Origin of the sequence: Curtobacterium sp. AB451, from assembly GCF_050585845.1 — a bacterium.
In the GTDB taxonomy this organism is placed as follows: domain Bacteria; phylum Actinomycetota; class Actinomycetes; order Actinomycetales; family Microbacteriaceae; genus Curtobacterium.
Genome location: NZ_JBOBQG010000003.1, coordinates 95,518 through 118,105, shown reverse-complemented (window position 1 = coordinate 118,105; position 22,588 = coordinate 95,518). Strand labels below are relative to the sequence as shown.

Below are 22,588 nucleotides of genomic sequence, written 5' to 3'. Positions count from 1 at the left end.
TCACCGGACGCGCGAGCGAGGAGCACCGATGGCGACCTTCACCCGAGGCTTCGGCGGTCGCCGCGACGACCGCGACGACCCGCGCATCCCGCCCGGCCAGACGCTCGTGCGCGACTGGCCCGTGCTGTCCGCCGGCGCCACCCCCGACATCGAGCCCACCGACTGGGCGTTCTCGATCCGGACCGAGTCCGGGCTGCACACCTGGACGTGGGACGAGGTGCACGCGCTCGGGGTCGAAAACGTCACCGTCGACATCCACTGCGTGACGCACTGGACGAAGCTCGACATGCCGTGGCGGGGCGTCCCGCTCGACCGGCTGTTCGAGGACGTCGAGACATCGCTCGACTTCTGCATGGTGCACAGCTTCGGCGGCTACACGACGAACGTCCCGCTCGACGAGCTGCTCGACGGCCAGGCGTGGATCGCGTTCGAGGCCGACGGCGAGCCCCTCACCCCCGAGCACGGCGGGCCGGCCCGCCTGCTGGTCCCCCACCTCTACTTCTGGAAGAGCGCGAAGTGGGTGCGCGGCATCGTCATGCAGTCCGAGGACGAGCCCGGGTTCTGGGAGAACGCGGGCTACAACCTGCACGGCGACCCGTGGAAGGAAGAGCGGTACTGGTGAGCGCCGTCGAGGGCCTGGAGGCACGGATCGCCCCGCCGACGTCGGCACCGGCACGCAGGCGGCCGGCCTGGCACGCCGCGACGGTCGCCGCCGTCTCCCCCGAGACGCCGAACGCCCGACGGATCGTCCTCGACGTCCCCACCTGGCCGGGCAACGACCCGGGACAGCACCTCGACCTGCGCCTGACGGCCGAGGACGGCTACCAGGCGTCACGCTCCTACTCGATCGCCTCGTCGGGCACGGCGACCTCGGTCGTGCTCGCGGTCGACCGGGTCGAGGACGGCGAGGTCTCCCCCTTCCTCGTGGACGCCGTCGAGGTCGGGGACGCCCTCGAGGTGCACGGTCCGCTCGGCGGCTGGTTCGTCTGGCGCCCGGGCGTGTCGGACCGCCCGGTGCAGCTCGTCGCCGGCGGATCCGGGATCGTCCCGCTCGCCGCGATCGCCACCGCGCACGCCGAGGCCGAGGACCCGGCACCGTTCCGGCTCCTCTACGCAGTGCGCACCCCGGACGACGTGTTCTTCCGCACCGAGCTCGACCGGGCCGAGGCCGCCGGGGTCGACACCACCGTCGTGTACAGCCGCCGGGCCCCGGACGGTGCGACGACCCCCGCCGGACGGCTCACCCGGGACGCCCTCGCCGCCGCGGTGTTCCCGCCGGACGCCGGCGCCCTCGTCTACGTCTGCGGGTCGACGCCCTTCGTCGAGCAGGTGCTCACCTGGCTCGGCGAGCTCGGTCACGACACGACCGACGTCCGCGCCGAACGGTTCGGAGGGAGCGCATGACGGTGCTCGACGGCAACGCGTTGGCCGGGGCGCTCGCCGGGTTCCTCGGACCGGACCCGACCGTGGCCACGCTCCGGTGCTCCGGGTGCCGGACGGTCGGGGCACTCGCGGTCACGCGGGTGCACGCCAGTCCGATGGGCGTCGTCGCGCGGTGCCCGCACTGCGACGACGTGCTCGTCACGGTCGTCGACGTCCCGGGAGGGCCCTGGATCGGCATCCCGGGCGCGCGCGTCACCCCCAGCGACGACTGAGGGCGTCCGACGGACGGAGCGCGAGCGCCACGCCGTGTCGGCGCACGGACGTGCGGGATCCGTGCGGGAAACCGCATGCTGGCGCAAGTCGACCCATCCGGACGACGCCCCGTTCCGGATCACTCGATGGGCGCCGACCGGACCACCCATCCGCAGGCGCTCGAGTGGGCACGGTGGCCCGCGCGTCCGAGGGGCGCGGGCACCCGAAGCCTGCGCCCCCGGACCGGGAACGACTGCCGTCCCCATGACGAAGGCCCCGGTCGGGTGACCGGGGCCTTCGTGTACCGAGCGGATGACGAGATTCGAACTCGCGACCCTCACCTTGGCAAGGTGATGCGCTACCACTGCGCCACATCCGCGTACACGAGAACTCTACCAGGCCGAGGGAGTTCGATCGCACCATGAGCTACGTGCACGACAACCCCGGCGGTACCGAGGCCCACGGTGTGGACCTCGTCGACGGAGACCGGCCCGCGGTGCGCATCCTCGTGCACGGCGACCTGCCGACGACGATCGAGCACGAGGGGCGCACCTGGCTGTCCTCCGGCGAGAGCCACGACGACGGCGACGACCAGGCGCCCCCCATCGCGATCTACCGGCCGGTCGGCTGAGCCGACCCGCGCCTCCTGGACCGTCGGAGCCCGACCGCGTGACGTGACACGCGCTGCGGAACGCATCCGGTTCGTCCCGGCGGCGCCCGGCGTGCACTAGCGTCGGGGGTGCGGGCAACGGATCAGCGCCCGGTGTGGACCGTGCGACCGACCGCCGCCCGGACACCCGACAGAGAGCGGTGCCCGCCCATGGACGACTACGCGGCCGCGGCGTCCGCCATGCAGGCGGCGCCGGACGGCTCGGACCTGTGTCCGCCCTTCCTCGCCACACTGCCCGTGACCACCGTCGGGATCTCGACGCTCGGGGACCCGTTCGGCACCGCCACGGTGTTCGCCAGCGACGCCCTCGCCGAACGCGTCGACGAGATCCAGTTCGACCTCGGCGAAGGCCCGTGCTGGGAGGCGTTGGACACCCGTCGGCCGGTCCTCGAACCCGATCTGCGGGTGACGCCCGTCGAACGGTGGCCCCTCGCGCTCGACGGGCTGCTGAGCGCCGGGGTCGGCGCGATCTTCTCCTTCCCGATGCGCATCGGGACGATCCCGGTGGGCGCGGTCGACCTGTCGATCGGCCACGACCTGACCCTGACCGCCGCCCAGGTGCGCGGCGCGGTCGAACTCACCGAGGTCGCCGCTCGCCGCGTCCTCCGCAGCGCGCTCGTCGCCGCGACCGCGGATGAGCACACCGCGACCGAGAACGGACGATACTCGCGACGAGAGGTGCACCAGGCCACGGGCATGGCCGCCGCGCAACTCGGCGTGAGCGTCGAGGATGCGCTGCTGGTCCTCCGCGCGCACGCCTTCGCCACCGAACGACCGGTCCGCGACGTCGCCGCGGACGTCATCGCACGCCGACTCGACCTCGCCCGGCCGTACGGTTCCGAGACCTAGGGAGCACGCACCATGGCACCGACCCGCGAGCACCGACTCGTCGAGACCTTCGTCGCCCTGACCGACACCCTCGTCGACGACTACGACGTCGTCGAGCTCCTGCAGAACCTCGTCGACAGCGTCGTCGAGATCTTCGATGCCTCCGCGGCCGGCATCCTGCTCGTGAACCAGGAGCAGGAGCTCGAGGTGCTCGCGTCCACGAGCGAACGGTCCAGCTTCCTCGGCCTGCTCCAGCTCGACTCCGGCGAGGGGCCCTGCGTGGAGTGCTTCGCCACCGGCAAGACCGTCTCCGGCCGCGACCCCGCCGAGATGCAGCGTCGATGGCCGACCTTCGCACGCGCCTCGGCCGAGTCGGGGTACGCCTCGGTGCACTCGATCCCGATGCGCCTCCGCGAGACCACGCTCGGGTCGCTGAACCTCTTCCGCGAAGCCGAGGGCGCCCTCAACCGGGACGACGCGCTCGCCGCCCAGGCGCTCACCGACGTGGCCACCATCAGCATCCTGCAGCAGCGGACCCTCGAGCACGCCACCCTGGCGCAGCAGCAGCTCCAGCGCGCGCTCGACAGCCGGGTCGTCATCGAACAGGCGAAGGGCTTCGTCGCGCACACCCACCAGGTGGAGATGGACGACGCGTTCGCGATGCTCCGCGCGTACGCCCGATCCCACCAGCTGCTGCTCGCGGACGTCGCCCGCGCGGTCGTGGAACGGCGACTCGTCCTCCCCTGAGCGCCGGACCCGAGCGGGTGGCGGCGGGTGCACGGTCCACCGCTCAGCCGCCGAGGACTAGCGTCCCACGAGGTGACCCGAGTCCACGGCCGCCGGAACGATCCCATCGTCCAGCGACCGGAAGCACCATGACCTCCCTCTCCAGTTCCGAGCACTCCGGATCCGACGACCTGCGCTGGGTCGTCATGGACGCCCAGACCTGGGAGGCGCGATGGGGCTCCGAGGTGATCGGCACGGTCCTGTTGGGGTCGTCCTACGAGGTGCGGGCCCAGTTCGGTGGTCTCGGGGGTTCGCACACGAGCCTCGAGAGCGCGAAGGCGCAGCTCGAGGCCTGGGTCCGCTGGCAGTCCGGGCCTCCCGGCGCGCTCTGACCGACCGGGTCAGCGCGGCACGGACGGACCGCCTCGGCGTCGCGCCGAGACCGTTCCGTGCGGCCTGGGCGTCCGCGCGTCGGCATCCCGTGTCGACGTGGCGACGACCTCGAAGCCGGCGGCGGTGAGCTCGCCGACCAGGTGGCCGACCGACCAGCGGTACGCGGTGGTGACGGCGTGGTCGAACGGCTCCACGCGCTCGCCGGCGAAGAACCCGACGAGCAGCTGCCCGCCCGGTCGCAGCACCCGCGCGAACTCCGCCAGGGGACGCCCGAGCGCATCCGGGTCGTGGTGGATCAGCGAGTACCACGCGAGGACCCCACCGAGGCGCTCCGGCTCGTCGGGGAGCGCGTCGACGTCCGCGACCGCGAACGCGACGCCCGGGTGCGCCTGCCGCGCGTGGTCGACGAACGCCGGGGTCCGATCGATCCCGCGCACGTCGTGGCCGAGGGCGGCGAGGTGCGCACTCCAGTGCCCGGGCCCGCACCCGGCGTCGAGCACGGGGCCGTCGACGGTCGCGGCCCACGCCCGCACGAGCGCTTCGTCGGACGGGTGCACGGACGCCATCGAGCCGAGGAGCTCCGCGTACTCCGCAGCGCGACGCCCGTAGGCCGCCGTCACGTCGTCCGTCCTGTCCATCCCGGCCATCGTACGGTCGGCCGGAGCCGCCGTACCCTTGCCACGTGCGCGCGCCCCGAGCGGTCGGCTTCGACCTCGACGACACCCTCTTCGACCATCGTGGCGCCGCGCGGGCCGGTGCCGCCGCGTTCCTCGCCGGACTCGGCGTCACCGTCACCCCGTCCGTCCTCGACGCGTGGTCGGACGCGGAGGACACGCAGTTCGAGCGCTGGCGCTCCGGCGAGATCGGCTTCCAGGAGCAGCGGCGCGAACGGCTCCGGACCGTCCTGCCCCCGCTCGGGATCGCGCTGCCCCGGGACGACCGTGGGGTCGACATCGTGTTCGAGCAGTACCTCGGCGCCTACCGAGCCGCCTGGCGGGCCTTCCCGGACGTCCTGCCGCTCCTCGGGGAGCTCCGCTCCCGGGGGCACCGTCTCGGCCTCCTGACGAACGGCACCACCGCCCAGCAGTCCGAGAAGCTGCGGGTGACGGGTCTCGACACCGCCTTCGACGTGGTGTGCACCTCGGAGCGCATCGGTGTCCAGAAGCCCGACGCGCGCGCCTTCCACGTGCTCGCCGACGAACTGGGCGTTCCCGCGACGGCGTGCCTCTTCGTCGGCGACGACCCCGTGCGGGACGTCGCCGGGGCCCGGTCGGTGGGGATGCGCGCGGTCCTCGTCGACCGACGGACCGGTGATCCGAGTGGTCTCCGCGCCCGGGTGCTGACGGCACTCGGCGAGGCCTGAACGGCAGCACCGACCCGCTCCGACCCGACCGTTCCCTACGCTGGTGGGATGCGCTCCCTCACCCGGCTCGACGACTGGACGGTGGACGACGTCGCCGAGGTCTTCGCCCTCGCGGACGCCTACCGCGACGGCCGGGGACCGACGACCGACGGTTCGGCCGTGATGTTCTTCCCCGCGACGAGCCTGCGCACCCGGGTGACCTTCGAGCGGGGTGCCGCGGCGATGGGCCTCCAGCCGATCGTCTTCCCGGACACGACGCTCGACAAGCCCGAGGCCCTGGCCGACGTCGCCGGCTACCTGGCCTCGTGGGCGGACGTCCTCGTCGTCCGCCACCACGACCTCGCCGTGGTCGAGGGCCTGGCCGACGCCGGCGTGCTCCCCGTGGTGAACGCCATGACCGACGAGAACCACCCGTGCGAGGTCCTGTCGGACCTGTACGCGCTCCGGAGCTCGGGCGCGGACCTCGGCACCCTGCGCTTCCTGTTCGTGGGAGCGGACGGGAACATCTCCAGGGCCTGGCAGGAGGCCGCACGCGTGCTGCGGCTCGACCTCGTGCAGTGCTGTCCGGACGGCCTCGCGACCCCCGGAGCGGTGTGGACCGACGACCTCGCGACCGCGATCCGGACGGCGGACGTCGTGCTCACGGACGGCCCCGGGCGGCATGCCGAGGCACTCGAAGCCTTCCGGATCACGGCGGCCCTCCTCGACACCGCGCCGGCCGGCGTCCGCCTCGCACCGTGCCCGCCGTTCGTCCGCGGTCGCGAGGTCAGCGACGACGCGGTGGCGTACCCGGCGTTCGTCGGGCACGCCTTCAAGGCGTCCCTGCTCCCGGTGCAGCAGGCCGTCATGGCGCACTGCACCGGACTCGGCTGACCCGACCGACGGGCGTCACCCGCGCCTCCGGGCCCCGTCCACCGAGCGCGCCCGGTTGCCCGCGCGACAGCGGTCTGCGAGCGTTGGCGCATGGGCGACGACGTTACCACGCTGCGCCGCGTCCCTGGGTTCCGCCCCTACTGGACCGCCGCGACCGTGTCGGCGTTCGGATCGGCCGTCAGCGCGGTCGCGATCCCGGTTCTCGTGGTGACGGTCCTCGACGCCACGCCCGTCGAGGTCGGCCTGGTGAACGCTGCCCAGTTCGTCCCCTACGCGCTCTTCGGCCTGCTCATCGGCGCGTCCGTCGACCGTGTCCCGCGGAAGCCGCTGCTCGTCTGGGCGAGCATCCTCCGCGGCGTCTGCCTCGGGACGATCCCGCTCCTCTGGTGGGCGGGGCTCCTCGACCTCTGGGTGACGGCTGCGGTGCTGTTCCTCTTCGGTGTCGCGTCCGTCGCGGGGTTCGCCGCCACCCAGTCACTGCTCCCCCGGATCGTGCCGCGCCCGCTCCTCACGGCGGCGAACGCGCGCGTGGACCAGAGCGACGCAGCGGCCCAGACGGTGGGTCCGGCGCTCGGCGGCGTACTCGTCAGCATCGTGACCGCACCGGTCGCGATCGCCCTCGACGCGATCAGCTACCTCGTCGACGCCGTCCTCGTCGCCCGGATCCGGGTCGTCGAGGAGATCGCGGTCAGGCGGCCGGGTTCGAAGCTGCGGAGTGACATCGCCGACGGCCTGCGCTGGACCTACGGCCACGCGACGCTCGCCCCGCTGGCGCTCTCCACACACCTCTGGTTCCTCGCCAACGCCGCCGCGCTCACCGTCTTCGCGACCTTCGCGCTGCGCACCCTGGCCCTGCCCGCGGCCGTGTACGGCGGCATCATCGCCGTCGGCGGCGTCGCGACGCTCCTCGGCGCCACCGCGGCGCCCTGGCTCGGGACCCGCTTCGGTGCCGTACGGACGATCATCGCCGCACGAGCCGCCTACCCGGTGGCCTGGGCCGCGGTCACCCTCGCGGCCGTGGCTGCGACGACGGGCCCGGCGACCGTCGCGGTCCTGTTCGTCGCCTTCGTGGTGCACGGCGCGGCCGCGGGGTGCGAGAACGCGAACGAGATGAGCCTCCGCCAGAGCGTCACGCCGGATGCGCTCCTCGGTCGCACGAACGGCACGGTGCGGAGTGCGAACCGGACCTCGCGGCCGTCGGAGCGATCGGCGGCGGTGCCGTCATGACCGTCGCCGGAGACGGCGTCGCCCTGGCCGCGGTGACCGTCGTCTTCGTCGCCGCCGTCCTCGTCGCGGCGTGCTCGCCCCTGCGGACGGCCGGCGCCCGGTAGCGGATCCCGCTCCGCGGGGCCGGCGGACGGTCATCGCGTGTGGCGCGAGCGGCCGTCGGACGGGAGGCACGGTGCCAGCTGGCACCGCGCCTCCCGTCCTCCGTAGGTCCGGTCCGACGGCCGACCCACGACCGTCAGCGTGGGCGCCGGCTGCTCAGTGGTGGGCGTGGACGACGGCGTGGCCGTGCCCGCGGCTCATCATCCAGCGGTTGACCGGCGTCGTCACGACGAAGGCGAGCGCGAGGGAGAGTGCCAGTGCACCCCAGAAGAGCCACTGGTCGAGCTGTGCGTCCATGGCGCCCGGGATCGCGACGACGACGGTGTTGTCGATGACCTCCATGACGGCGATGGAGACGGTGTCCGCAGCGAGCGCGACCGTGAACGCGGCCGCCAGGGTCAAGCCGGACCGGATGACGCCGCGCATCGTGAGGGCGTAGCCGAAGACGAAGGCGAGGGCGATCGACAGGACGATCGTGCCCGCGTTGTTGAAGCCGGCGGCGGTGCCGATGACCATGCCGAGGACCTCGCCGATCGCGCAGCCGGTGAGGCAGTGCAGCGTCGCCTGTGCCGCCATCGCCCAGGTGGTCGAACCGGGTCGGGATGCCCTGCCGTGGCCGGCCCGCTCGTGCTCGCTCGTCCGGTGGTGCTCGTGCGTGTCCATGCTGCTCCGATCTGACGTGGCTGGCGCCGACGACCCTCGTACACCCCCCGGGGGTACCATGTGGTGCAACGCAAGCGTGCCCTCGGTGTTCCCGATCCGGACACGATCCACACATCGGACCGTCCTGTCCGGCCGCGACCCACGAACGGATCGGACCGCGTGGGATGCGTACGGCGCTCGACATCGCGCGGAGGTGCGAGGATCACTCCGTGATCACGACCTTCCTCGTCAACCACGCGGCCGCCGTGCGTGTCCTCTTCTGGGTGGCTCTGATCGCGTTCGCGGCCCTCGGCTGGTTCGTGTACCGCCGCGGAACACGGTGGCTGCTCACCACGCTCACCGTCGTCAGCGTCGTCGGAGCGGTGGCACTCACGATGACGCCCGACGGCACCGGCGGGAACGGAACCTTCTGCACTGTGCAGTTCTCGGTCCCGTTCCGAGGGATCGACACGCTCGCGAACGTGGCACTCCTGTTCCCCGTGACGCTCTTCGCCGGGCTGCGCACCACTCGTCCGGTCTGGGCGGTGGCCGCGGCGTCGGGGTTCTCCGCTGCCGTCGAACTGCTGCAGGCGCTCGTCCCGTCCCTCGGGAGAGCGTGCGACACCAACGACTGGTTCATGAACACCGTCGGGGCAGTGCTCGCCGGGCTGGTCGCACTCGGCATCATCGCGATCGATCGCCGGGCACCGCGCGGACCCGAGCAGTCGCCGCGGCAGTCGGTCCCCTGACCGCCTCGCTCGCGCGACCGCGAGCAGGGTGCATCGAAGCTGTGCCCGGACCACGGGGCCGGGTCTGGCGAACGCCGGAAGGTGCCCGGTGCGCACGTGCTCGACGCCGCACGCGAGACGATCCGTGGCGACGCGCCACTGTCGACGACGGGATCGGTCCACCCCCACCCGAGCAGGCTCTCGAGCGGGACACCGAGGAGCACTGCGCACGCGAGGATCGACCGTCACCCGTGCACCGAGCTCGGATCAGAGGATGACGGTCTCGAACTCGAGGAGCTCGGCACCGGTCGCGACGGGGCTGCTCCCGCCGTGGTGCGCGCCCGCCTGACCGGTGCGCCACGCCTGGTAGGAGTCCTCGTCCGTCCAGGTCGAGACGACGAAGTACCGCGTGCCACCGGCGGTGGGCCGGAGGAGCTCGAAGCGCTCGAAGCCGGGCTGCTGCTCGACGTCGTGGGCCCGTCCGACGAAGCGGGCTTCGAGGTCGGCGCCCCTGCCCTCGGGGACGGTGATGGCGTTGATCTTCACGACGGACATGGCGGGTTCCTCTCGATGGTGGTCAGTGCTCGTGCGGGTGGACGACGGGGTGACGGTGAAGGCATCGACGTTGCCCATCGCCTCGTGCACGTGCTCCGCGGCGTGCTCGGCGATGTGCTCGGCGTCGTGCAGCGAGGCGGCGGCGACCTCGACGGTGGCGGAACCGGTCAGCCGGTGCCCGACCCACCGGAGCCGGAGATCGCGCACCACCTCGACCCCGCTCGTGTGCTCGAGCGCCTGCTCGGCGCGGGTGACGAGAGTCGGGTCGATCGCGTCCATGAGCCGGGCGCCGACGGACCGAACGGTCCCCCACAGCAGGACCATGATCGACACCGAGATGAGCAGCCCGATGATCGGGTCCGCGATCGGGAAGCCGAGCATCACGCCGACGGCACCGAGGACGACCGACAGGGACGTGAACCCGTCGAGGCGAGCGTGCACGCCGTCCGCGACCAGTGCGGCGGAGCCGATCCGCTGGCCGACGCGGATGCGGTAGATCGCGACCGCCTCGTTCCCGGAGAAGCCGATCAGGCCGGCGGCGACGAGCAGCCAGGGGTTCTCGATCGGTCGAGGGGTGATGAACCGGTCGATGGCCTGCCACCCGGCGACGACGGCCGACAGCGCGACGACGAACACGATGAACATGCCCGCGAGGTCCTCCGCCCGGCCGTACCCGTACGTGTAGCGGCGGTTTGCCACGCGACGACCGAGGATGAACGCGATCCACAGCGGCACGGCGGTCAGGGCGTCCGCGAAGTTGTGGACGGTGTCCGCGAGCAGCGCGATGGACCCCGTGAACGCGACGATCACCGCCTGCAGGACCGTGGTGCCCAACAGGATGAACAGGCTGGTCTTCAGCGCGCGGACGCCGGCGGTGCTGGCCTCCATCGCGTCGTCGATCGAGTCCGCTGCGTCGTGCGTGTGCGGCACGAACAGGTCGTACAGGAACCCCTGCACACCACCGTGCGGATGCGAGTGCCCGTGCGCACCGTGATCGTGCTGATGGCCGTGGTCGCCGTGGTCGTGGTGATCGCTGTGCGTGTGGGTGTGTGCCGTCACGTGGACTCCTGCCCCCGATGGTGGTGCGGCGCCTGGCCGACGACGTGCTCCGCCTGCTTCACCGCGTCGATCACCAGCTCCGACGCGTGCTCGTCCGTCAACCGGTAGAACACCGTGGTGCCCTCGCGACGGGTCGACACCATCCGTGCCAGGCGGAGCTTCGCCAGGTGCTGGGACACCCCGGCCGGGCTCTTGTCGACGACATCGGCGATGTGGTTGACGCTCATCTCCTCGGCGTTCCGCAGCGCGAGGATGATCTTCACCCGGGTGGCGTCCGCGAGCATCGCGAACACCTCGACCGCGAGTTCGACGTACTCGGACTCCGGGCTGAGTCCGCAGGGCTGCTTGTCTACGTGCACACGCAGATACTACACAAGGCCACGGCCGTCGTCACCGACCGGGCCGACCCCGCTCGGTGACCCGCCGGACGGCCCGATCAGGGCGACCCGGTCGAGGTGGACCGCACCTGGGCGAGCAGGCCACCAGCGGGACGGGCGGCCAGCACCAGCTCGGCGCCGTGCACGCGGGCGATCGTCGTGACGATCGCGAGTCCCAGACCGGCGCCCTCGGCATCGGTGCGCACCCGGGTGACCCGTCGGCGGAACGGCTCCGCCAGCAGCGCGACGTCGGCATCGTCGATCGCATCGCCCTCGTTCTCCACCGCGAGGAGCGGGCCCGCGGCGTCCGGCGTCCCCGACACCCGCACCGTCGACCCGGGCGTCGCGTACCGGACGGCGTTGTCGACGAGGTTGCGCACGAGCTGCCCGAAGAGCACCCGGCCGCCGTCGACCTCGAGCGCCGGGTCGACGACGTTCAACAAGGCGACACGGCGAGCCCGCATCGGCACCTGCAGGCCCTCGACGGCGTCGTCGACCAGTGCGTGCACCGTGAACCGCTCCGGGTCGGCCGGACGGTCGGCGCGCGCCAGGGTCAGCAGGGCCGCCGTCGTCTCGTTCATCCGGTCGTTGGTCGCGACGATCCGGGAGAGCGCCCGCTGGATGACCGGGTCGTCGGTCTGGCGCTGGGCGAGCTGCGCGATCGCACGGACGGTGGCGAGTGGGTTCCGGAGCTCGTGGGAGGCGTTCGCGGCGAAGCGGCTCCGTGCTGCGACGCCGGCTTCGAGCCGGTCGAGGAGCGCGTTGAGCGCGATCGCCACGGCTCGGGTCTCGTCCTGCGCGGCCGCGACGGGGACCCGCGCCCGCAGGTCGTCGACGTCGAGTCCGTCGGCGGTGGCGATCACGTCGTGGAGCGGCCGCACCGTGCGCCGGGCGATGAGCCAGCTCACGACGCCACCCAGGACGGTCAACGGCACGAGGACGACGACGGAGCAGAACCAGAACAGCGTGAGGACGTCCTGCCGCCCGTGCACCGTGAAGACGTCGTGCGTCGTGCCGTAGGGGAACGGCCCCGCGGTGATCGTGAACCCGGGAATGATCGTGAGGATCCAGACGACGACGAGGAGCACCGCGATCCCGCCCACCAGGACCGCCGCGGTGCCGAGCAGCGTCATCCGGAACCGGATCCCGCTCGGTCGCCGCAGCCGCTCCCGCATCACGACGTGACCCGAGCGATCCGGTACCCGACCCCTGGGACCGTCTCGATCCGGTCGGCTCCGACCTTCTTGCGGAGTGTCGACACGGTCACCCGCACGGCGTTGGTGAACGGATCGGCGTGCTCGTCCCAGGCCTTCTCGAGCAGTCGCTCGGCGCTGACCACGCCGCCGCCCGCGCGCATGAGGACCTCGAGGACGGCGAACTCCTTGCGGGACAGGTGCAGGACACGGCCGTCGCGGAAGACCTCGCGGTGGAACGGGTCCAGCGTGAGGCCGGCGCGGTGCAGGGTCGGCGGGACGACCGCGGAGGGTCGGCGGTGCAGCGCCGTGACGCGGGCGGTGAGTTCCGCCAGGTCGAACGGTTTCCCGAGGTAGTCGTCCGCGCCGACGGCGAGCCCGGACACCCGGTCCCCGACCGTGGTCGCCGCGGTGAGCATGAGGACGCGCGGCGGCTCCGGCATCGCGACCAGCGCGCGGCACACGTCGTCACCGTGCACGAGGGGCAGGTCACGATCGAGCACGACGACGTCGTACGCGTGCACGTCGACGGCCTCCAGCGCCGCGGCACCGTCACGGACCAGGTCGACGCTGAGCCCGACCAGCTGCAGTCCGGTCTGCACGGCGTCCCCGAGGAACGGCTCGTCCTCGACCACCAACACGCGCACCATGTCAGAACCCTTCGTCGTGTCGGAGCAGGATACGGGCGCCGGGGTAAGGCGAACGTAAGGGGTCGGACGGACGCGCTCGCAACACCGGCTCCGGTGGACTCGCGGCATGTCCGTCACCCTCACACCGCGCGCGCTGCCCTCCCTGACCGGGTTGCGGTGGTGCGCAGCCCTCGCCGTCTGGGCCTACCACCTGCGGAACGTCGGCTTCTTCTCCGGCCGGTCCGAGGAGCTCCTCTCCCGCGTCGTCGGCGGTGGCGACACCGGGGTGTCGCTCTTCTTCGTCCTGTCCGGGTTCGTGCTGGCCTGGTCCCACCGCGACGAGACGAGCCCACAACGGTTCTGGTGGGCGCGCATCGCTCGGATCGCCCCACTGCACCTCACCGCGCTCGCCCTCGCGGTCGCCGTGGTGGCCCCCGCCGTCCCGGAGATCGTGAGTCCGTCGCGGGGCTCGGTCGTCGCGAACGCCCTGCTCATCAGCGCGTGGCGGCCCGACTGGTGGCAGGCCGGGAACCCGGTGAGCTGGTCCCTGGTCTGCGAAGCCGCGTTCTACGCCACCTTCCCGCTGCTCACCCTGGTCCTCCGGCGCGTGTCGACGACGGCGCTGGCGGTCGTCGCGGTCGCGGCGGTCGTGGCCACCTTCGCTGAGCCGTTGCTCGGCCTGCACGCGGTCCAGGCCGTGCTCCCGATCCCGGTCGACGCGGGGCACTCGCCGATCGCACGGTTCCCGGAGTTCCTCCTCGGCGTCGCGGTCGCACGACTGATGCGGACCGGAGCGTGGCGTGGCGCACCGCTCGCGCTGGCGGTCCCGCTCGCGGCCGTCGGGTACGCGGCTACGACCGCCGAACCCTCGAGCCCGTGGCACCTCAGCGGCTTCACGGTCGTCGGGTACGGGCTGCTCGTGACGGCGCTGGCCCGCATCGACCTGTCGGGCCGCCGGAGTCCGCTCGCCAGCGCGCCGATGCGCTGGTTCGGGGAGCTCTCGTTCGCCTTCTACCTCGTGCACCTGCTCGTGTTGCAGTGGCTCCCGACCGTCCTCCCCGCCGACCCCAGCGGCCGCGCGGCGGTGCTGCACGCGCTGCTCGCCCTCGTGGTCGCGACGGCGCTCGCCGCAGGGCTCCACCACGGAGTGGAGCTCCCCGCCCGGGCAGTGCTCCTCGGGAGACACCAGCGCCGGTCAGCGCCGTACGGGCGGCCGACGGTCCGTCCGGAACCGCGTCGCGCTGATCCCGGTCGTCCGCTGGAAGAACCGGCTGAAGTTCGTCGCTTCGGTGAACCCGAGACGCTCCGCGATCCGCGCGACCGGGAGGTCGGTGTACCCGAGCAGGCGCTGCGCCTCGAGCGCGATCCGCCGGTCGATCAGCTGCTTCGGACTCGTGCCGTTCGCCTGGGCCACGGCGCGGGAGATCGTCCGGATGCTGTGCCCGAGGACCTGCGCGTACTCGGCGACGGTGTGCAGCTCGGTGAACCGCCGTTCCACCTCCCTGCGGAACCGGGCCGCGACCGGGTCCTCCACCCCGTCGTCGGCGGCCGCTGCCGCGCCGCGCTCGAGCAGGACGAGGACCGCACGGAGCAGCAGCTGCAGCACCATCCGGGACGGGACCTCGCGGTCGTGCTCGCGCGCGAGCTCGCCGGCGACCGCACGGATCGCGGCGGCGGCTTCCGGGTCCGCGACGGACACCGGCTGGCGCACGCCGATCGCGTCGGCGGCCGGCAGGCTCGCCAGGAACTCGTCGGCGACGAGCAGGTGGAGTCCGTCGAGGTCGCCGTCCTCGAACCGCTGCACCTGCCCAGGTCGCACCCACAGCACCCGGTCACGATCGAGCGGGAAGTCCTCGAAGTCGACCTCTCGCCGGCCGGCGCCCTCGGCGACGACCGTGAGGACGTGGAAGTCGACCCGGTGCTGCCGTCCGTCGGCGCCGAAGCGCATGCGACGCCGCAGGGAGCGGATCCCGACGACCTCGATGCCCGGCACGACGGTCGTCCCGAACGCCAGCTGCTGCATCTGCCCCACACCGACCACCTGTCCCGGATTGATCCGAACGAGTCCACCAGTGCCCTCGATGCCGGAACTCCGTGAGGAGAGTATCGATCCGTGGCCGCGAGCAGCAAGCGGCCGGAGAGAAGGAATCATGAACGGAACCGTCACCGTCCTGGACAAGGGCGAGGTCCGCATCCACAGCTACATGGCGCCCGAGAAGAGCGTCAACGTCACGTCGCAGATCATCGAGACCCCGGAGCGGCTGATCGTCGTGGACGGGCAGTTCCTCGCACCGTTCGCCGACGAGGCCGCCGAGTACGCCCGGTCACTCGGGAAGCCGATCGACCGACTGGTCATCACCCACGGACACCCGGACCACTACGCGGCGGCGGCCCGGTGGGGTGCCCCGCTCGTGTCGCTGCCCGAGGTCCGCGACGCGATCCTCGCCCGCGGCGACGTCCACCTGCCGACCGGCGGCCTGGTCCCGGTGGCCGACGTCACGCCGGACGGGTCCGTGCGGGTCGGCGAGGAGGTCGTCGACGGTGTCCTCCTGACCTTCGAGCACGTCGTCGGCGGCGAGGCGCACGACCAGCTCCTGATCGCGCTGCCCGACCACGGCGTCCTGATCGCCCAGGACCTCGTCTACCACGACGTGCACCTGTACTTCGGCGAGCGGGACATCGACGGGTGGCAGCGAGCCGTGTCGCTCCTCGCGCAGGCGGAGGGGTACGACACGGTCCTCGCCGGTCACGGGCTGCCCACCACCCCGGCGGTCTTCGGCGAACTGGAGCGCTACCTCGCCGACGCCGCGGAGCTGCTCGGTGACGACGGCGCGGCCTACAAGGCGGCCATCACGAAGCGCTACCCGGAGTACGGCGGACAGTTCGTCATCGACATCGCCAACCGGTCCCTGTTCCCCGGGGCAGCAGGCTGATCCACGAGCTGACCACCGGACGGGAGGCGCGGTGCGGGCCCGCACCGCGCCTCCCGTCCGCTCGGTGGTCACCCCACCGCGGCAGCGCGAATCGGGCGCGCGGCGCCTGGATCCTCGCGGTGCCCAGAAACCACGAAAGCCCCCGGTTTCCCGGGGGCTCTCTGCTGGTGGGCGATACTGGGATCGAACCAGTGACCTCTTCCGTGTCAGGGAAGCGCGCTACCGCTGCGCCAATCGCCCAGAGGAGTGTGGAACTGGAGGTGGGGACGGGATTCGAACCCGCGTGGACGGCTTTGCAGGCCGCTGCCTAGCCTCTCGGCCACCCCACCATCGAGGTTCACGTCTCCGTGAGTACCCGAACGGTGGGATACCCTCTGGTGAGTCGTGGTCTTCCGGAGAAGACCACACTCGAGCGGATGACGAGATTCGAACTCGCGACCCTCACCTTGGCAAGGTGATGCGCTACCACTGCGCCACATCCGCATTTGTCCGACCCGCTGTCGCGGCGACGACGTAAACTCTATACGAACCCGAGGGCATCCACCAAAATCCTCCTCGTTCACCGGGCGTGTCCCCCGTGTTCATGCGGATCGGGCCGGGTCGAGCCCCGACGCCACACCCGGGACGCGCGCCGTGTTCGGTGCACGCCCCGGCATCCGCTACTATCGACTGGCACGCACAGTGCAGGGGCGATTGGCGCAGTTGGTAGCGCGCTTCGTTCACACCGAAGAGGTCATCAGTTCGAGTCTGGTATCGCCCACCCACCCGCAAGAGCCCGACGCAGCAGCGTCGGGCTCTTCGCATCTCCCCCGCCGACGACCCGCGGACCACGCGACGGGGACGACACCGCAGACCACGCAGCAGAGCAAGGACGAAGGGGCGCATGACCGACGTCGACCTCGAGTTCGCCCGGGTCCGGGCGGTCCTCGACCGTCCGACCCTGCGGCTGATGTCCCGCCCGACGAGCGCCGTCGTGCTCGCGGTCTTCCGGACCGTGTTCGACCGCGACGTGCAGTACGTCCCCGCGGACCGCATGCACCTGCAGGTCGAGGAGCACGTCGCGCGCCTGCAGGCCGCTGGCGCGCGCACGCCCGCGAACGAGGCCCGCTCGGTAGCCCCGGATGCGGGCATGGTGTCCGAGCAGGGCGAACCGGACGCCCGACCGAACGGCCGCGCGCTCTGCCGTGAGTGGGTGGCCGCGCAGTGGCTCGTCCGGTCGAACTCCCCCGACGGCGACGAGCAGTACTCCCTGACGAGCCACGCGCTCGAGGCCCTGTCCCTCGTCGACGCCCTCTCGTCCGACCGCGCACTCATCAGCGAGAGCCGGCTCGCGATGATCGTCGACGCCGTGCACCGTTGGGCGGCCCGCGCCGAGCCGGACCCCGCGGTCCAGGTCCGCCGGATCGACGCGCAGATCGCCGAGCTGCAGGCCGAGCGCGACCGGCTCGAGCACGGCGAGGTCGACACCGTGGACGACACCCGGATGCGCGACGGCTACACGAACATCTCCGACCTGATCCGGCAGCTGCCGAGCGACTTCAAGCGCGTCGAGGAAGCGGTGGCGGCGATGCACCGGTCGATCGTCGAGGACTTCCGGCAAGAGGTCCGGCCGATCGGCGAGATCCTCGACGACTACCTCGCGCGGACGGACAACCTCATGGAGGCAACGCCCGAGGGCCGCGCGTTCGAGGGTGCCTTCGAGCTGCTCCGCGACGACGCGCTGCTGCTCCGGCTCCGCGACGACATCCAGACGATCCTCGCCCACCCGTTCGCGGACGGTCTCGGGGCGGCGGAGCGCCGGGCGTTCCGGAACACGGTGGTCATCCTCCGGCAGGGCATCGAGGACGTCCTCGCCCAGCGCCGGCAGCTCACGGCCACGCTGCGCGACCAGATCGTGGCGCACGACGTCGCCCGCGACCGCGAGCTCGACGCCGTCCTCCGCTCGGTCGAGCGCGGCCTGGCGACGTGGATGGACCAGGGATCGGCACGTGACCGCCTGCCGCTCGGCCTGCTGCCGGCGACGGCCGAGGTCGGCACGCTTCGCGAACGGTTCTACGACCCGGACGCCGAGTCGGTCCCACCCGCGATCGAGGAGCCGGACGACGACGTCTTCGAGGAGCTCGACGTCGAGACCCTGCGCCGACACGGTGGCCCCTTGCTCACCGAGCTGCGCGCGGCGCTCCGCTCGGCCTCGGCCGACTCCAGCGTGGACGCCTTCCACGGGCTGCCGCCGGAACAGCGGCGCCCGGTCGAGCTCTTCGGCCTCGCCCACCTGCTCACCGGCCACGACGACTTCGAGTCCGCAGCGCACCTCGCCGAGCACCGGACGGTCCGCCCGGACGGCCGCTCGGTCACCTTCCACATGCCGACGGCAGCGCTCACCGACGAGCGGCGCGGCCCGGACCCGGACACGACGAACGACGAACACGCACAGGAGGCGCGGTGAGCGACACGACACCGGCACCCGTCGACGAGACGGTCCCCTACGACGACCCCGCAGCCGTCCAGCAGGACGACGAACGGGACGAGACGAGCTTCGCCCTCTTCGAGGGCGACGAGGGCCGTCTCGACGACCGGCAGCGCCGCGCCCTCGTGGCGCTGCTCCGCAGCCCCTACGTGAGTGCACGCACCCACACCGACGAGTGGCGCGCGGTGCTCGACGCGGAGCACCAGCTCCGGTCGCGGCTCAACGACCTGTTCCTCGAACTGCACGTGGACCGCGACCGCGAGGTGGCGTGGAAGCGCCAGGCCCGCTCCGAGAGCCAGCGCCGCGGGTTCCCGACGCTGCTCCGCGACGTCCCGTACACGCGCGAGGAGACGATCGTCCTCGTCTACCTGCGGATGCGGCTGCGCGCCGACACCCGTCCCGGTCCGGACCAGGTCGTCGTCGACCGCTCCGAGATCCTCGGCCACGTCGCCGGGTTCCGTCCCGCGACGGCGACCGACCGCACCCGTGACGAGGGCCGCGTGGCGAAGGCCGTCGAACGCCTCGTGACCGCCCGGATCCTGCTCAAGACCAGCGACCCGGACCGGTTCCGGATCGCCAGCGTGGTCGAGGTGCTGCTCCCGCTGGAGCGGCTGCGCGACCTGGACACGTGGTTGGCGAACACGGCGCTCCGGACCACCACCGCGCACGCCGACGCGACCACCCCGGACGGCGAGCCGACCGACGGGGACGACCCGTCCCTCCCGGCAGACGAGACCGACACCGACGACGAAGGCGAGACGGACGCATGACCGACACCGCGACCGACTCCTTCGGCATCCCCGCCCTGTTCGACACGGTCGCGCAGTGGCGCGCCGAGTCCATGCAGGTCGTGAACTGGGGCGGGTTCCACGGCCACCGCCAGGTCGAGCTCTCCGGCACCGCCACGCTCATCTCGGGCGCGTCCGGCACCGGCAAGTCGACGCTGATGGACGCGTACCTCGCCGTCATGATGCCGTCGGACGTGCCGTTCAACGGCGCGTCGAACGACGCGACCACCGGGCGCGCGCGGAGCGCCGACCAGCGCAACCTGCTCACGTACCTGCGGGGCAAGGTGGACACCCGTCGCGACCCCGAGTCCGGGAGCCTGCGCGACGTCAACCTGCGCGGTGACGACCAGACCACCTGGGGCGCCGTCGCGGTGACGTTCCGGAACGACGACGAGCGGCGGTTCACGGTGCTGCGCACGTACATCGTGCCGAAGCGTGCGCGCGGGGTCGGCGACATCCAGATGACCATGGCGACGGTCGACGACACGTTCGACCTGCGCCGGCTCGAGGAGTTCGTCCCGTCGCGGTTCCACCACCTCGAGCTGACCGGACGCGTGCCGGGGCTCGTCATCCGCGACACCTACCAGGAGCTCGCGTACACGCTGCAGACCCGGCTCGGGATCGGCGACTCCGGCGGTGGCAACCGGGCGATGCGCCTGCTCGCACGGATCCAGGCCGGCCAGCACCTGCCGACCGTCGACGCGCTCTACAAGTCGCTCGTGCTCGAGACCCCGGGCACGTACGAGGCGGCCGACCGTGCCCTCGCCCACTTCTCCGCCCTCGACGAGGCGTACGAGGCGATGGACACCGAGGAGCGCAAGGTCCGCATCCTCTCCCCCATAACGGAGCTGCACGCCGAGATCGCCCGGTCGAAGGCGGCGGCCGAGGCCCTGGACGGCATCGCACCCGGCGCCGAGGTCTCGCCCTTCGCGCACTGGACGGCGTCGCGCAAGCGGTCGCTGCTCGACGCCGAGGTCGACCGCAACGGGCGGGAGCGCACGGCGGCGCGCGCCGAGGTCGCCGCCGCCGAGGCCCGGCACGCCGCGGTCGAGATCGAACTCCGCGACGCCGAGGCCCGGCTCCGCGACCAGGGCGGCAACGCCCTCGCGCAGCTCGAGGACCGCATCGACCGCCGGACCCGCGAGCGGGACGCCGTCGTCCGGTCCCGGGCGACGTTCGACGAGCGGACCGCCGTGCTCGGCACGACGGTCGACTCGGAACGGGCCTTCACCGCTGCCCAGCGGACCGCCCACGACTTCCTCGGGACCTACGCCGCCGAGCGCTCGGACCTCGACGACCGTCGCGACGCCCTGACGCGCGAGGAGTACCCGCTCCTCGACCGCGAGCGGACCCTACGGCAGGAGCGCCAGTCGCTCGAGCACCGTCAGGGCGCGATGCCGCTCCCGATGCACGAGGCTCGGCTGGCCATGGCCCGCGCGGCCGGCATCGACCCGTCCGAGTTGCCCTTCGTCGCCGAACTCCTCGACGTGCTCCCCGGCGAGGAGCGCTGGCGCACCGCGATCGAGTCCGTCCTGGCGCCCGTCGCCCGGACGCTGCTCGTCGACCAGGACCGCCTCGCCGACTTCAGCGAGGCGATCGACGCACTCCGCCTGCCCGTGCGCGTGCAGTTCGAGGGCGTGCCGACCGGGCCGCACATCGACGTCGACGGCGACCCGTCCATGGTGTCCGGCAAGCTCGCCATCAAGCCCTCGCCGTTCAGCACCCGGGTGCGGGAGCGGATCGAGTCCGACCGCACCGACGCCCGGTGCGTCGCCGATGCCTCGGAACTCGGCGGTGGCGGCCGTCGTGTGACCGAGTCCGGCCAGCTCCGTGACGGTCGGCGTGGCGCACACGGCGACCGGCGCCAGGCGAACGTCATCGGCTTCACGAACGAGGCCAGGGTCGCCTCGGTCGAGCAGGAACTCGCCGCGATCGCCCAGGACCTCGCCACGCTCGAGGCCCGCCGCACCGACGTCGCGCAGGACATCACCGCCCTGGACGTCCTGCGCCAGGCGCACCAGCACGTCGTGGACGTCACGTGGGAGGCGATCGACGTCGCCGGCCTCGAGGACTCGCTCGCCCGGCTCGACCAGGAACGCCAGGCGCTCCTCGCCGCCGACGACGGCCTCCGCACCCTGCGCACGGCCGTCGGTCGGCTCCGCGCCGCCCTCGACGAGGCGTCGGACCGTCGCGCCGCCGCCCGCCAGTCGGTCGCCCGGCTCGAGGAGCGGCACGCCGTGCTCGTGGACGGTCAGGACGCCGCGGCCGAGATCCTGTCGCGCTTCGAGGACACCCCGCAGTCGCTGCCCGACGTCGAACAGGCCCGACTGCTCGAGGAGACGTTCGCCGAGGTCGGTGCACCGGACGGGGTCGACGGCTTCGACGACGCCACCCGCCGCCTGAAGCGCCGCCTCGAGGAACGGCTGTCACAGGCGCTCGACGGTGCGGCCTCGGCCTCGACGGCGTTGACGCTGACGTTCCAGCGCTACCAGGACGCCTGGCCGGACCCCAACCTCGGGACGGGCGTCGCGTCCTACCCCGACTACCGGGCCATCCTCGACCAGATCGTCGCGACCGGGCTGCACTCCCGGCGCAGCGAGTGGCGTCGACGGCTGTCGCAGTGGAGCGGCGAGGACCTCGTCCCCCTCGCCGGCGCCTTCGACCGTGCCGTCGTCGAGATCGAGGAGCGACTCGAGCCCGTCAACGAGATCCTGCGCGAGCTGCCGTTCGGTGCCAACCGCGACCGGCTCAAGATCCAGATCCGCCGGGTCACCCGAGAAGAGGTGACGGCCTTCCGCCGCGAACTCCGGGCGCTGTCGGCGTCGGTCGACACCGAGTTGACCGACGACGTGCTGGAGACCCGGTTCCGCCGGCTCCGGCGCTTCATGGCCGTCATCCGTCCGGACCCGTCCGTCCCGCGCGGTGGCCGGACCACCCAGCGCGACGCCGTGCTCGACGTCCGCCGGCACATGGAGATCACGGCCGTCCGGTACGACACGTCCGGCGACGACCTCGGCGTGTACTCGTCGCTCGGGGACAAGTCGGGCGGTGAGACGCAGGAGCTCGTGGCGTTCATCGTCGGCGCGGCACTCCGGTACCAGCTCGGCGACGAGACCCGACCGCGGCCCCGGTTCGCGCCGGTGTTCCTCGACGAGGCGTTCATCAAGGCCGACTCGGAGTTCGCCGGCCGGGCCGTCACCGCGTGGCTGCGCCTCGGGTTCCAGCTCGTCGTCAGTGCGCCGCTCGACAAGGTGACCGCCCTCGAGCCCTCGATGGAGCGGCTCCTGTCGATGCGGAAGCACCCGGACACCGGGCACTCCTCGATCACCGAGATCGCCCGCGTGGCGTCGGACGCCTAGGCGCGTCCGTCCCGCCCGCGGGCCGGGGTCGCGGGCCGCGG

Annotated in this window: 22 protein-coding genes, 5 tRNA genes and 2 pseudogenes; 17 read left to right on the top strand and 12 right to left on the bottom strand. The window is 72.4% G+C overall.

Features of this window, described 5'->3' with window-relative positions; translation table 11 throughout:
- The first annotated feature begins 28 nt into the window (after positions 1-28).
- The 3 genes from ACQXVK_RS07600 to ACQXVK_RS07590 are packed head-to-tail and all read left to right on the top strand — an operon-like array spanning position 29 to position 1,655.
- The gene (locus ACQXVK_RS07600; RefSeq protein WP_430853184.1) at positions 29-622 is read left to right on the top strand and encodes a molybdopterin-dependent oxidoreductase; all 594 of its coding nucleotides are present in this window, start codon (positions 29-31) and stop codon (positions 620-622) included.
- Positions 619-1,404, top strand: coding sequence for an FAD-binding oxidoreductase (locus ACQXVK_RS07595; protein ID WP_430853183.1), 786 nt, complete (start codon positions 619-621; stop codon positions 1,402-1,404). The genes ACQXVK_RS07600 and ACQXVK_RS07595 overlap by 4 nt, the downstream gene beginning before the upstream one ends.
- The gene (locus ACQXVK_RS07590; protein WP_430853182.1) at positions 1,401-1,655 is read left to right on the top strand and encodes a DUF6510 family protein; all 255 of its coding nucleotides are present in this window, start codon (positions 1,401-1,403) and stop codon (positions 1,653-1,655) included. Before ACQXVK_RS07595 ends, ACQXVK_RS07590 begins: the two co-directional genes overlap by 4 nt.
- Before the next feature lie 287 nt (positions 1,656-1,942).
- Here ACQXVK_RS07590 and ACQXVK_RS07585 read toward each other — a convergent pair.
- Positions 1,943-2,014, bottom strand: a tRNA-Gly gene (locus ACQXVK_RS07585).
- Positions 2,015-2,056: 42 nt separating this feature from the next.
- On the opposite strand from ACQXVK_RS07585, the gene ACQXVK_RS07580 reads away from it, so the two are divergent.
- From ACQXVK_RS07580 to ACQXVK_RS07565, 4 genes are all read left to right on the top strand, one after another.
- A complete protein-coding gene (locus tag ACQXVK_RS07580) occupies positions 2,057-2,266 on the top strand; it encodes a hypothetical protein (RefSeq protein WP_022905794.1) in 210 nt (69 codons plus the stop codon).
- A 189-nt stretch (positions 2,267-2,455) separates the two neighbouring features.
- Positions 2,456-3,154 carry a GAF and ANTAR domain-containing protein gene (locus ACQXVK_RS07575; RefSeq protein WP_022905793.1) on the top strand — a complete coding sequence of 233 codons (699 nt, stop codon included), beginning with the start codon at positions 2,456-2,458 and terminating at the stop codon, positions 3,152-3,154.
- Positions 3,155-3,166: 12 nt separating this feature from the next.
- Positions 3,167-3,880 (top strand): ANTAR domain-containing protein, encoded by a 714-nt coding sequence (locus ACQXVK_RS07570; RefSeq protein ID WP_430853181.1) that lies wholly within the window; start codon positions 3,167-3,169, stop codon positions 3,878-3,880.
- Positions 3,881-4,008: 128 nt separating this feature from the next.
- Complete coding sequence (locus ACQXVK_RS07565; RefSeq protein WP_430853180.1) at positions 4,009-4,251, top strand: hypothetical protein; 243 nt, start codon at positions 4,009-4,011, stop codon at positions 4,249-4,251.
- A 9-nt stretch (positions 4,252-4,260) separates the two neighbouring features.
- Here the strand turns inward: ACQXVK_RS07565 and ACQXVK_RS07560 are convergent, their stop codons facing one another.
- Positions 4,261-4,890, bottom strand: a complete 630-nt coding sequence (locus ACQXVK_RS07560) for a class I SAM-dependent DNA methyltransferase (protein ID WP_430853179.1) — start codon at positions 4,888-4,890, stop codon at positions 4,261-4,263.
- A 44-nt stretch (positions 4,891-4,934) separates the two neighbouring features.
- On the opposite strand from ACQXVK_RS07560, the gene ACQXVK_RS07555 reads away from it, so the two are divergent.
- The 3 genes from ACQXVK_RS07555 (at position 4,935) to ACQXVK_RS07545 (ending at position 7,715) form a co-directional block, all read left to right on the top strand.
- Positions 4,935-5,615 carry an HAD family hydrolase gene (locus tag ACQXVK_RS07555; RefSeq protein WP_430853178.1) on the top strand — a complete coding sequence of 227 codons (681 nt, stop codon included), beginning with the start codon at positions 4,935-4,937 and terminating at the stop codon, positions 5,613-5,615.
- Positions 5,616-5,663: 48 nt separating this feature from the next.
- On the top strand, positions 5,664-6,488 hold the full coding sequence (locus ACQXVK_RS07550; protein WP_430853177.1) for an ornithine carbamoyltransferase: 825 nt from the start codon (positions 5,664-5,666) through the stop codon (positions 6,486-6,488).
- A gap of 90 nt (positions 6,489-6,578) precedes the next feature.
- Complete coding sequence (locus ACQXVK_RS07545; RefSeq protein WP_430853176.1) at positions 6,579-7,715, top strand: MFS transporter; 1,137 nt, start codon at positions 6,579-6,581, stop codon at positions 7,713-7,715.
- Between the two features lie 258 nt (positions 7,716-7,973).
- Here ACQXVK_RS07545 and ACQXVK_RS07540 read toward each other — a convergent pair whose 3' ends face one another.
- Complete coding sequence (locus ACQXVK_RS07540; RefSeq protein ID WP_430853175.1) at positions 7,974-8,480, bottom strand: DUF4396 domain-containing protein; 507 nt, start codon at positions 8,478-8,480, stop codon at positions 7,974-7,976.
- Positions 8,481-8,689: 209 nt separating this feature from the next.
- Between ACQXVK_RS07540 and ACQXVK_RS07535 the strand changes: the two genes are divergently transcribed.
- Complete coding sequence (locus tag ACQXVK_RS07535; protein ID WP_430853174.1) at positions 8,690-9,208, top strand: VanZ family protein; 519 nt, start codon at positions 8,690-8,692, stop codon at positions 9,206-9,208.
- A gap of 246 nt (positions 9,209-9,454) precedes the next feature.
- On the opposite strand, the gene ACQXVK_RS07530 is transcribed toward ACQXVK_RS07535, so the two are convergent.
- From ACQXVK_RS07530 to ACQXVK_RS07510, 5 genes and pseudogenes are all read right to left on the bottom strand, one after another.
- Positions 9,455-9,742 carry an antibiotic biosynthesis monooxygenase family protein gene (locus ACQXVK_RS07530; RefSeq protein ID WP_416394149.1) on the bottom strand — a complete coding sequence of 96 codons (288 nt, stop codon included), beginning with the start codon at positions 9,740-9,742 and terminating at the stop codon, positions 9,455-9,457.
- 105 nt (positions 9,743-9,847) lie between these two features.
- Positions 9,848-10,630, bottom strand: a pseudogene (locus ACQXVK_RS07525) (cation diffusion facilitator family transporter); the annotation flags it as partial.
- 167 nt (positions 10,631-10,797) lie between these two features.
- Positions 10,798-11,160 (bottom strand): ArsR/SmtB family transcription factor, encoded by a 363-nt coding sequence (locus ACQXVK_RS07520; protein ID WP_402262766.1) that lies wholly within the window; start codon positions 11,158-11,160, stop codon positions 10,798-10,800.
- 77 nt (positions 11,161-11,237) lie between these two features.
- Positions 11,238-12,353 (bottom strand): sensor histidine kinase, encoded by a 1,116-nt coding sequence (locus ACQXVK_RS07515; protein ID WP_430853433.1) that lies wholly within the window; start codon positions 12,351-12,353, stop codon positions 11,238-11,240.
- Positions 12,353-13,018, bottom strand: a complete 666-nt coding sequence (locus ACQXVK_RS07510; RefSeq protein WP_031261092.1) for a response regulator transcription factor — start codon at positions 13,016-13,018, stop codon at positions 12,353-12,355. Before ACQXVK_RS07510 ends, ACQXVK_RS07515 begins: the two co-directional genes overlap by 1 nt.
- Positions 13,019-13,127: 109 nt before the next feature.
- Between ACQXVK_RS07510 and ACQXVK_RS07505 the strand changes: the two are divergent.
- A pseudogene (locus tag ACQXVK_RS07505) lies at positions 13,128-14,126 on the top strand (acyltransferase family protein); the annotation flags it as partial.
- Between the two features lie 69 nt (positions 14,127-14,195).
- On the opposite strand, the gene ACQXVK_RS07500 reads toward ACQXVK_RS07505, so the two are convergent.
- Positions 14,196-14,948: a helix-turn-helix transcriptional regulator gene (locus ACQXVK_RS07500; RefSeq protein WP_430853432.1), complete on the bottom strand. Its 753-nt coding sequence runs from the start codon at positions 14,946-14,948 to the stop codon at positions 14,196-14,198.
- Positions 14,949-15,150: 202 nt separating this feature from the next.
- Between ACQXVK_RS07500 and ACQXVK_RS07495 the strand changes: the two genes are divergently transcribed.
- On the top strand, positions 15,151-15,933 hold the full coding sequence (locus ACQXVK_RS07495) for an MBL fold metallo-hydrolase (protein WP_430853173.1): 783 nt from the start codon (positions 15,151-15,153) through the stop codon (positions 15,931-15,933).
- 165 nt (positions 15,934-16,098) lie between these two features.
- On the opposite strand, the gene ACQXVK_RS07490 is transcribed toward ACQXVK_RS07495, so the two are convergent.
- From ACQXVK_RS07490 to ACQXVK_RS07480, 3 genes are all read right to left on the bottom strand, one after another.
- Positions 16,099-16,173: transfer RNA gene (locus ACQXVK_RS07490), tRNA-Val, on the bottom strand.
- 15 nt (positions 16,174-16,188) lie between these two features.
- Positions 16,189-16,262 (bottom strand) — tRNA-Cys (locus tag ACQXVK_RS07485).
- 82 nt (positions 16,263-16,344) lie between these two features.
- Positions 16,345-16,416, bottom strand: a tRNA-Gly gene (locus tag ACQXVK_RS07480).
- A gap of 204 nt (positions 16,417-16,620) precedes the next feature.
- Here ACQXVK_RS07480 and ACQXVK_RS07475 point away from each other — a divergent pair.
- The 4 genes from ACQXVK_RS07475 (at position 16,621) to ACQXVK_RS07460 (ending at position 22,547) form a co-directional block, all read left to right on the top strand.
- Positions 16,621-16,693 (top strand) — tRNA-Val (locus ACQXVK_RS07475).
- A gap of 123 nt (positions 16,694-16,816) precedes the next feature.
- A complete protein-coding gene (locus ACQXVK_RS07470) occupies positions 16,817-18,379 on the top strand; it encodes a DUF3375 domain-containing protein (protein ID WP_430853172.1) in 1,563 nt (520 codons plus the stop codon).
- Positions 18,376-19,170, top strand: a complete 795-nt coding sequence (locus tag ACQXVK_RS07465; RefSeq protein WP_022905539.1) for a DUF4194 domain-containing protein — start codon at positions 18,376-18,378, stop codon at positions 19,168-19,170. The genes ACQXVK_RS07470 and ACQXVK_RS07465 overlap by 4 nt, the downstream gene beginning before the upstream one ends.
- Positions 19,167-22,547 carry an ATP-binding protein gene (locus ACQXVK_RS07460; protein WP_430853171.1) on the top strand — a complete coding sequence of 1,127 codons (3,381 nt, stop codon included), beginning with the start codon at positions 19,167-19,169 and terminating at the stop codon, positions 22,545-22,547. Before ACQXVK_RS07465 ends, ACQXVK_RS07460 begins: the two co-directional genes overlap by 4 nt.
- The last annotated feature ends 41 nt before the right edge of the window (positions 22,548-22,588 follow it).

Excerpts from the sequence above, each read along its gene's own strand:
- ACQXVK_RS07600 (WP_430853184.1), top strand. The coding sequence starts at position 29 with ATGGCGACCTTCACCCGAGGCTTCGGCGGTCGCCGCGACGACCGCGAC.
- ACQXVK_RS07590 (WP_430853182.1), top strand. The coding sequence starts at position 1,401 with ATGACGGTGCTCGACGGCAACGCGTTGGCCGGGGCGCTCGCCGGGTTC.
- ACQXVK_RS07580 (WP_022905794.1), top strand. The coding sequence starts at position 2,057 with ATGAGCTACGTGCACGACAACCCCGGCGGTACCGAGGCCCACGGTGTG.
- ACQXVK_RS07575 (WP_022905793.1), top strand. The coding sequence starts at position 2,456 with ATGGACGACTACGCGGCCGCGGCGTCCGCCATGCAGGCGGCGCCGGAC.
- ACQXVK_RS07570 (WP_430853181.1), top strand. The coding sequence starts at position 3,167 with ATGGCACCGACCCGCGAGCACCGACTCGTCGAGACCTTCGTCGCCCTG.
- ACQXVK_RS07565 (WP_430853180.1), top strand. The coding sequence starts at position 4,009 with ATGACCTCCCTCTCCAGTTCCGAGCACTCCGGATCCGACGACCTGCGC.
- ACQXVK_RS07560 (WP_430853179.1), bottom strand. The coding sequence starts at position 4,890 with ATGGACAGGACGGACGACGTGACGGCGGCCTACGGGCGTCGCGCTGCG.
- ACQXVK_RS07550 (WP_430853177.1), top strand. The coding sequence starts at position 5,664 with ATGCGCTCCCTCACCCGGCTCGACGACTGGACGGTGGACGACGTCGCC.
- ACQXVK_RS07545 (WP_430853176.1), top strand. The coding sequence starts at position 6,579 with ATGGGCGACGACGTTACCACGCTGCGCCGCGTCCCTGGGTTCCGCCCC.
- ACQXVK_RS07540 (WP_430853175.1), bottom strand. The coding sequence starts at position 8,480 with ATGGACACGCACGAGCACCACCGGACGAGCGAGCACGAGCGGGCCGGC.
- ACQXVK_RS07530 (WP_416394149.1), bottom strand. The coding sequence starts at position 9,742 with ATGTCCGTCGTGAAGATCAACGCCATCACCGTCCCCGAGGGCAGGGGC.
- ACQXVK_RS07515 (WP_430853433.1), bottom strand. The coding sequence starts at position 12,353 with ATGCGGGAGCGGCTGCGGCGACCGAGCGGGATCCGGTTCCGGATGACG.
- ACQXVK_RS07500 (WP_430853432.1), bottom strand. The coding sequence starts at position 14,948 with ATGCGCTTCGGCGCCGACGGACGGCAGCACCGGGTCGACTTCCACGTC.
- ACQXVK_RS07495 (WP_430853173.1), top strand. The coding sequence starts at position 15,151 with ATGAACGGAACCGTCACCGTCCTGGACAAGGGCGAGGTCCGCATCCAC.
- ACQXVK_RS07470 (WP_430853172.1), top strand. The coding sequence starts at position 16,817 with ATGACCGACGTCGACCTCGAGTTCGCCCGGGTCCGGGCGGTCCTCGAC.
- ACQXVK_RS07460 (WP_430853171.1), top strand. The coding sequence starts at position 19,167 with ATGACCGACACCGCGACCGACTCCTTCGGCATCCCCGCCCTGTTCGAC.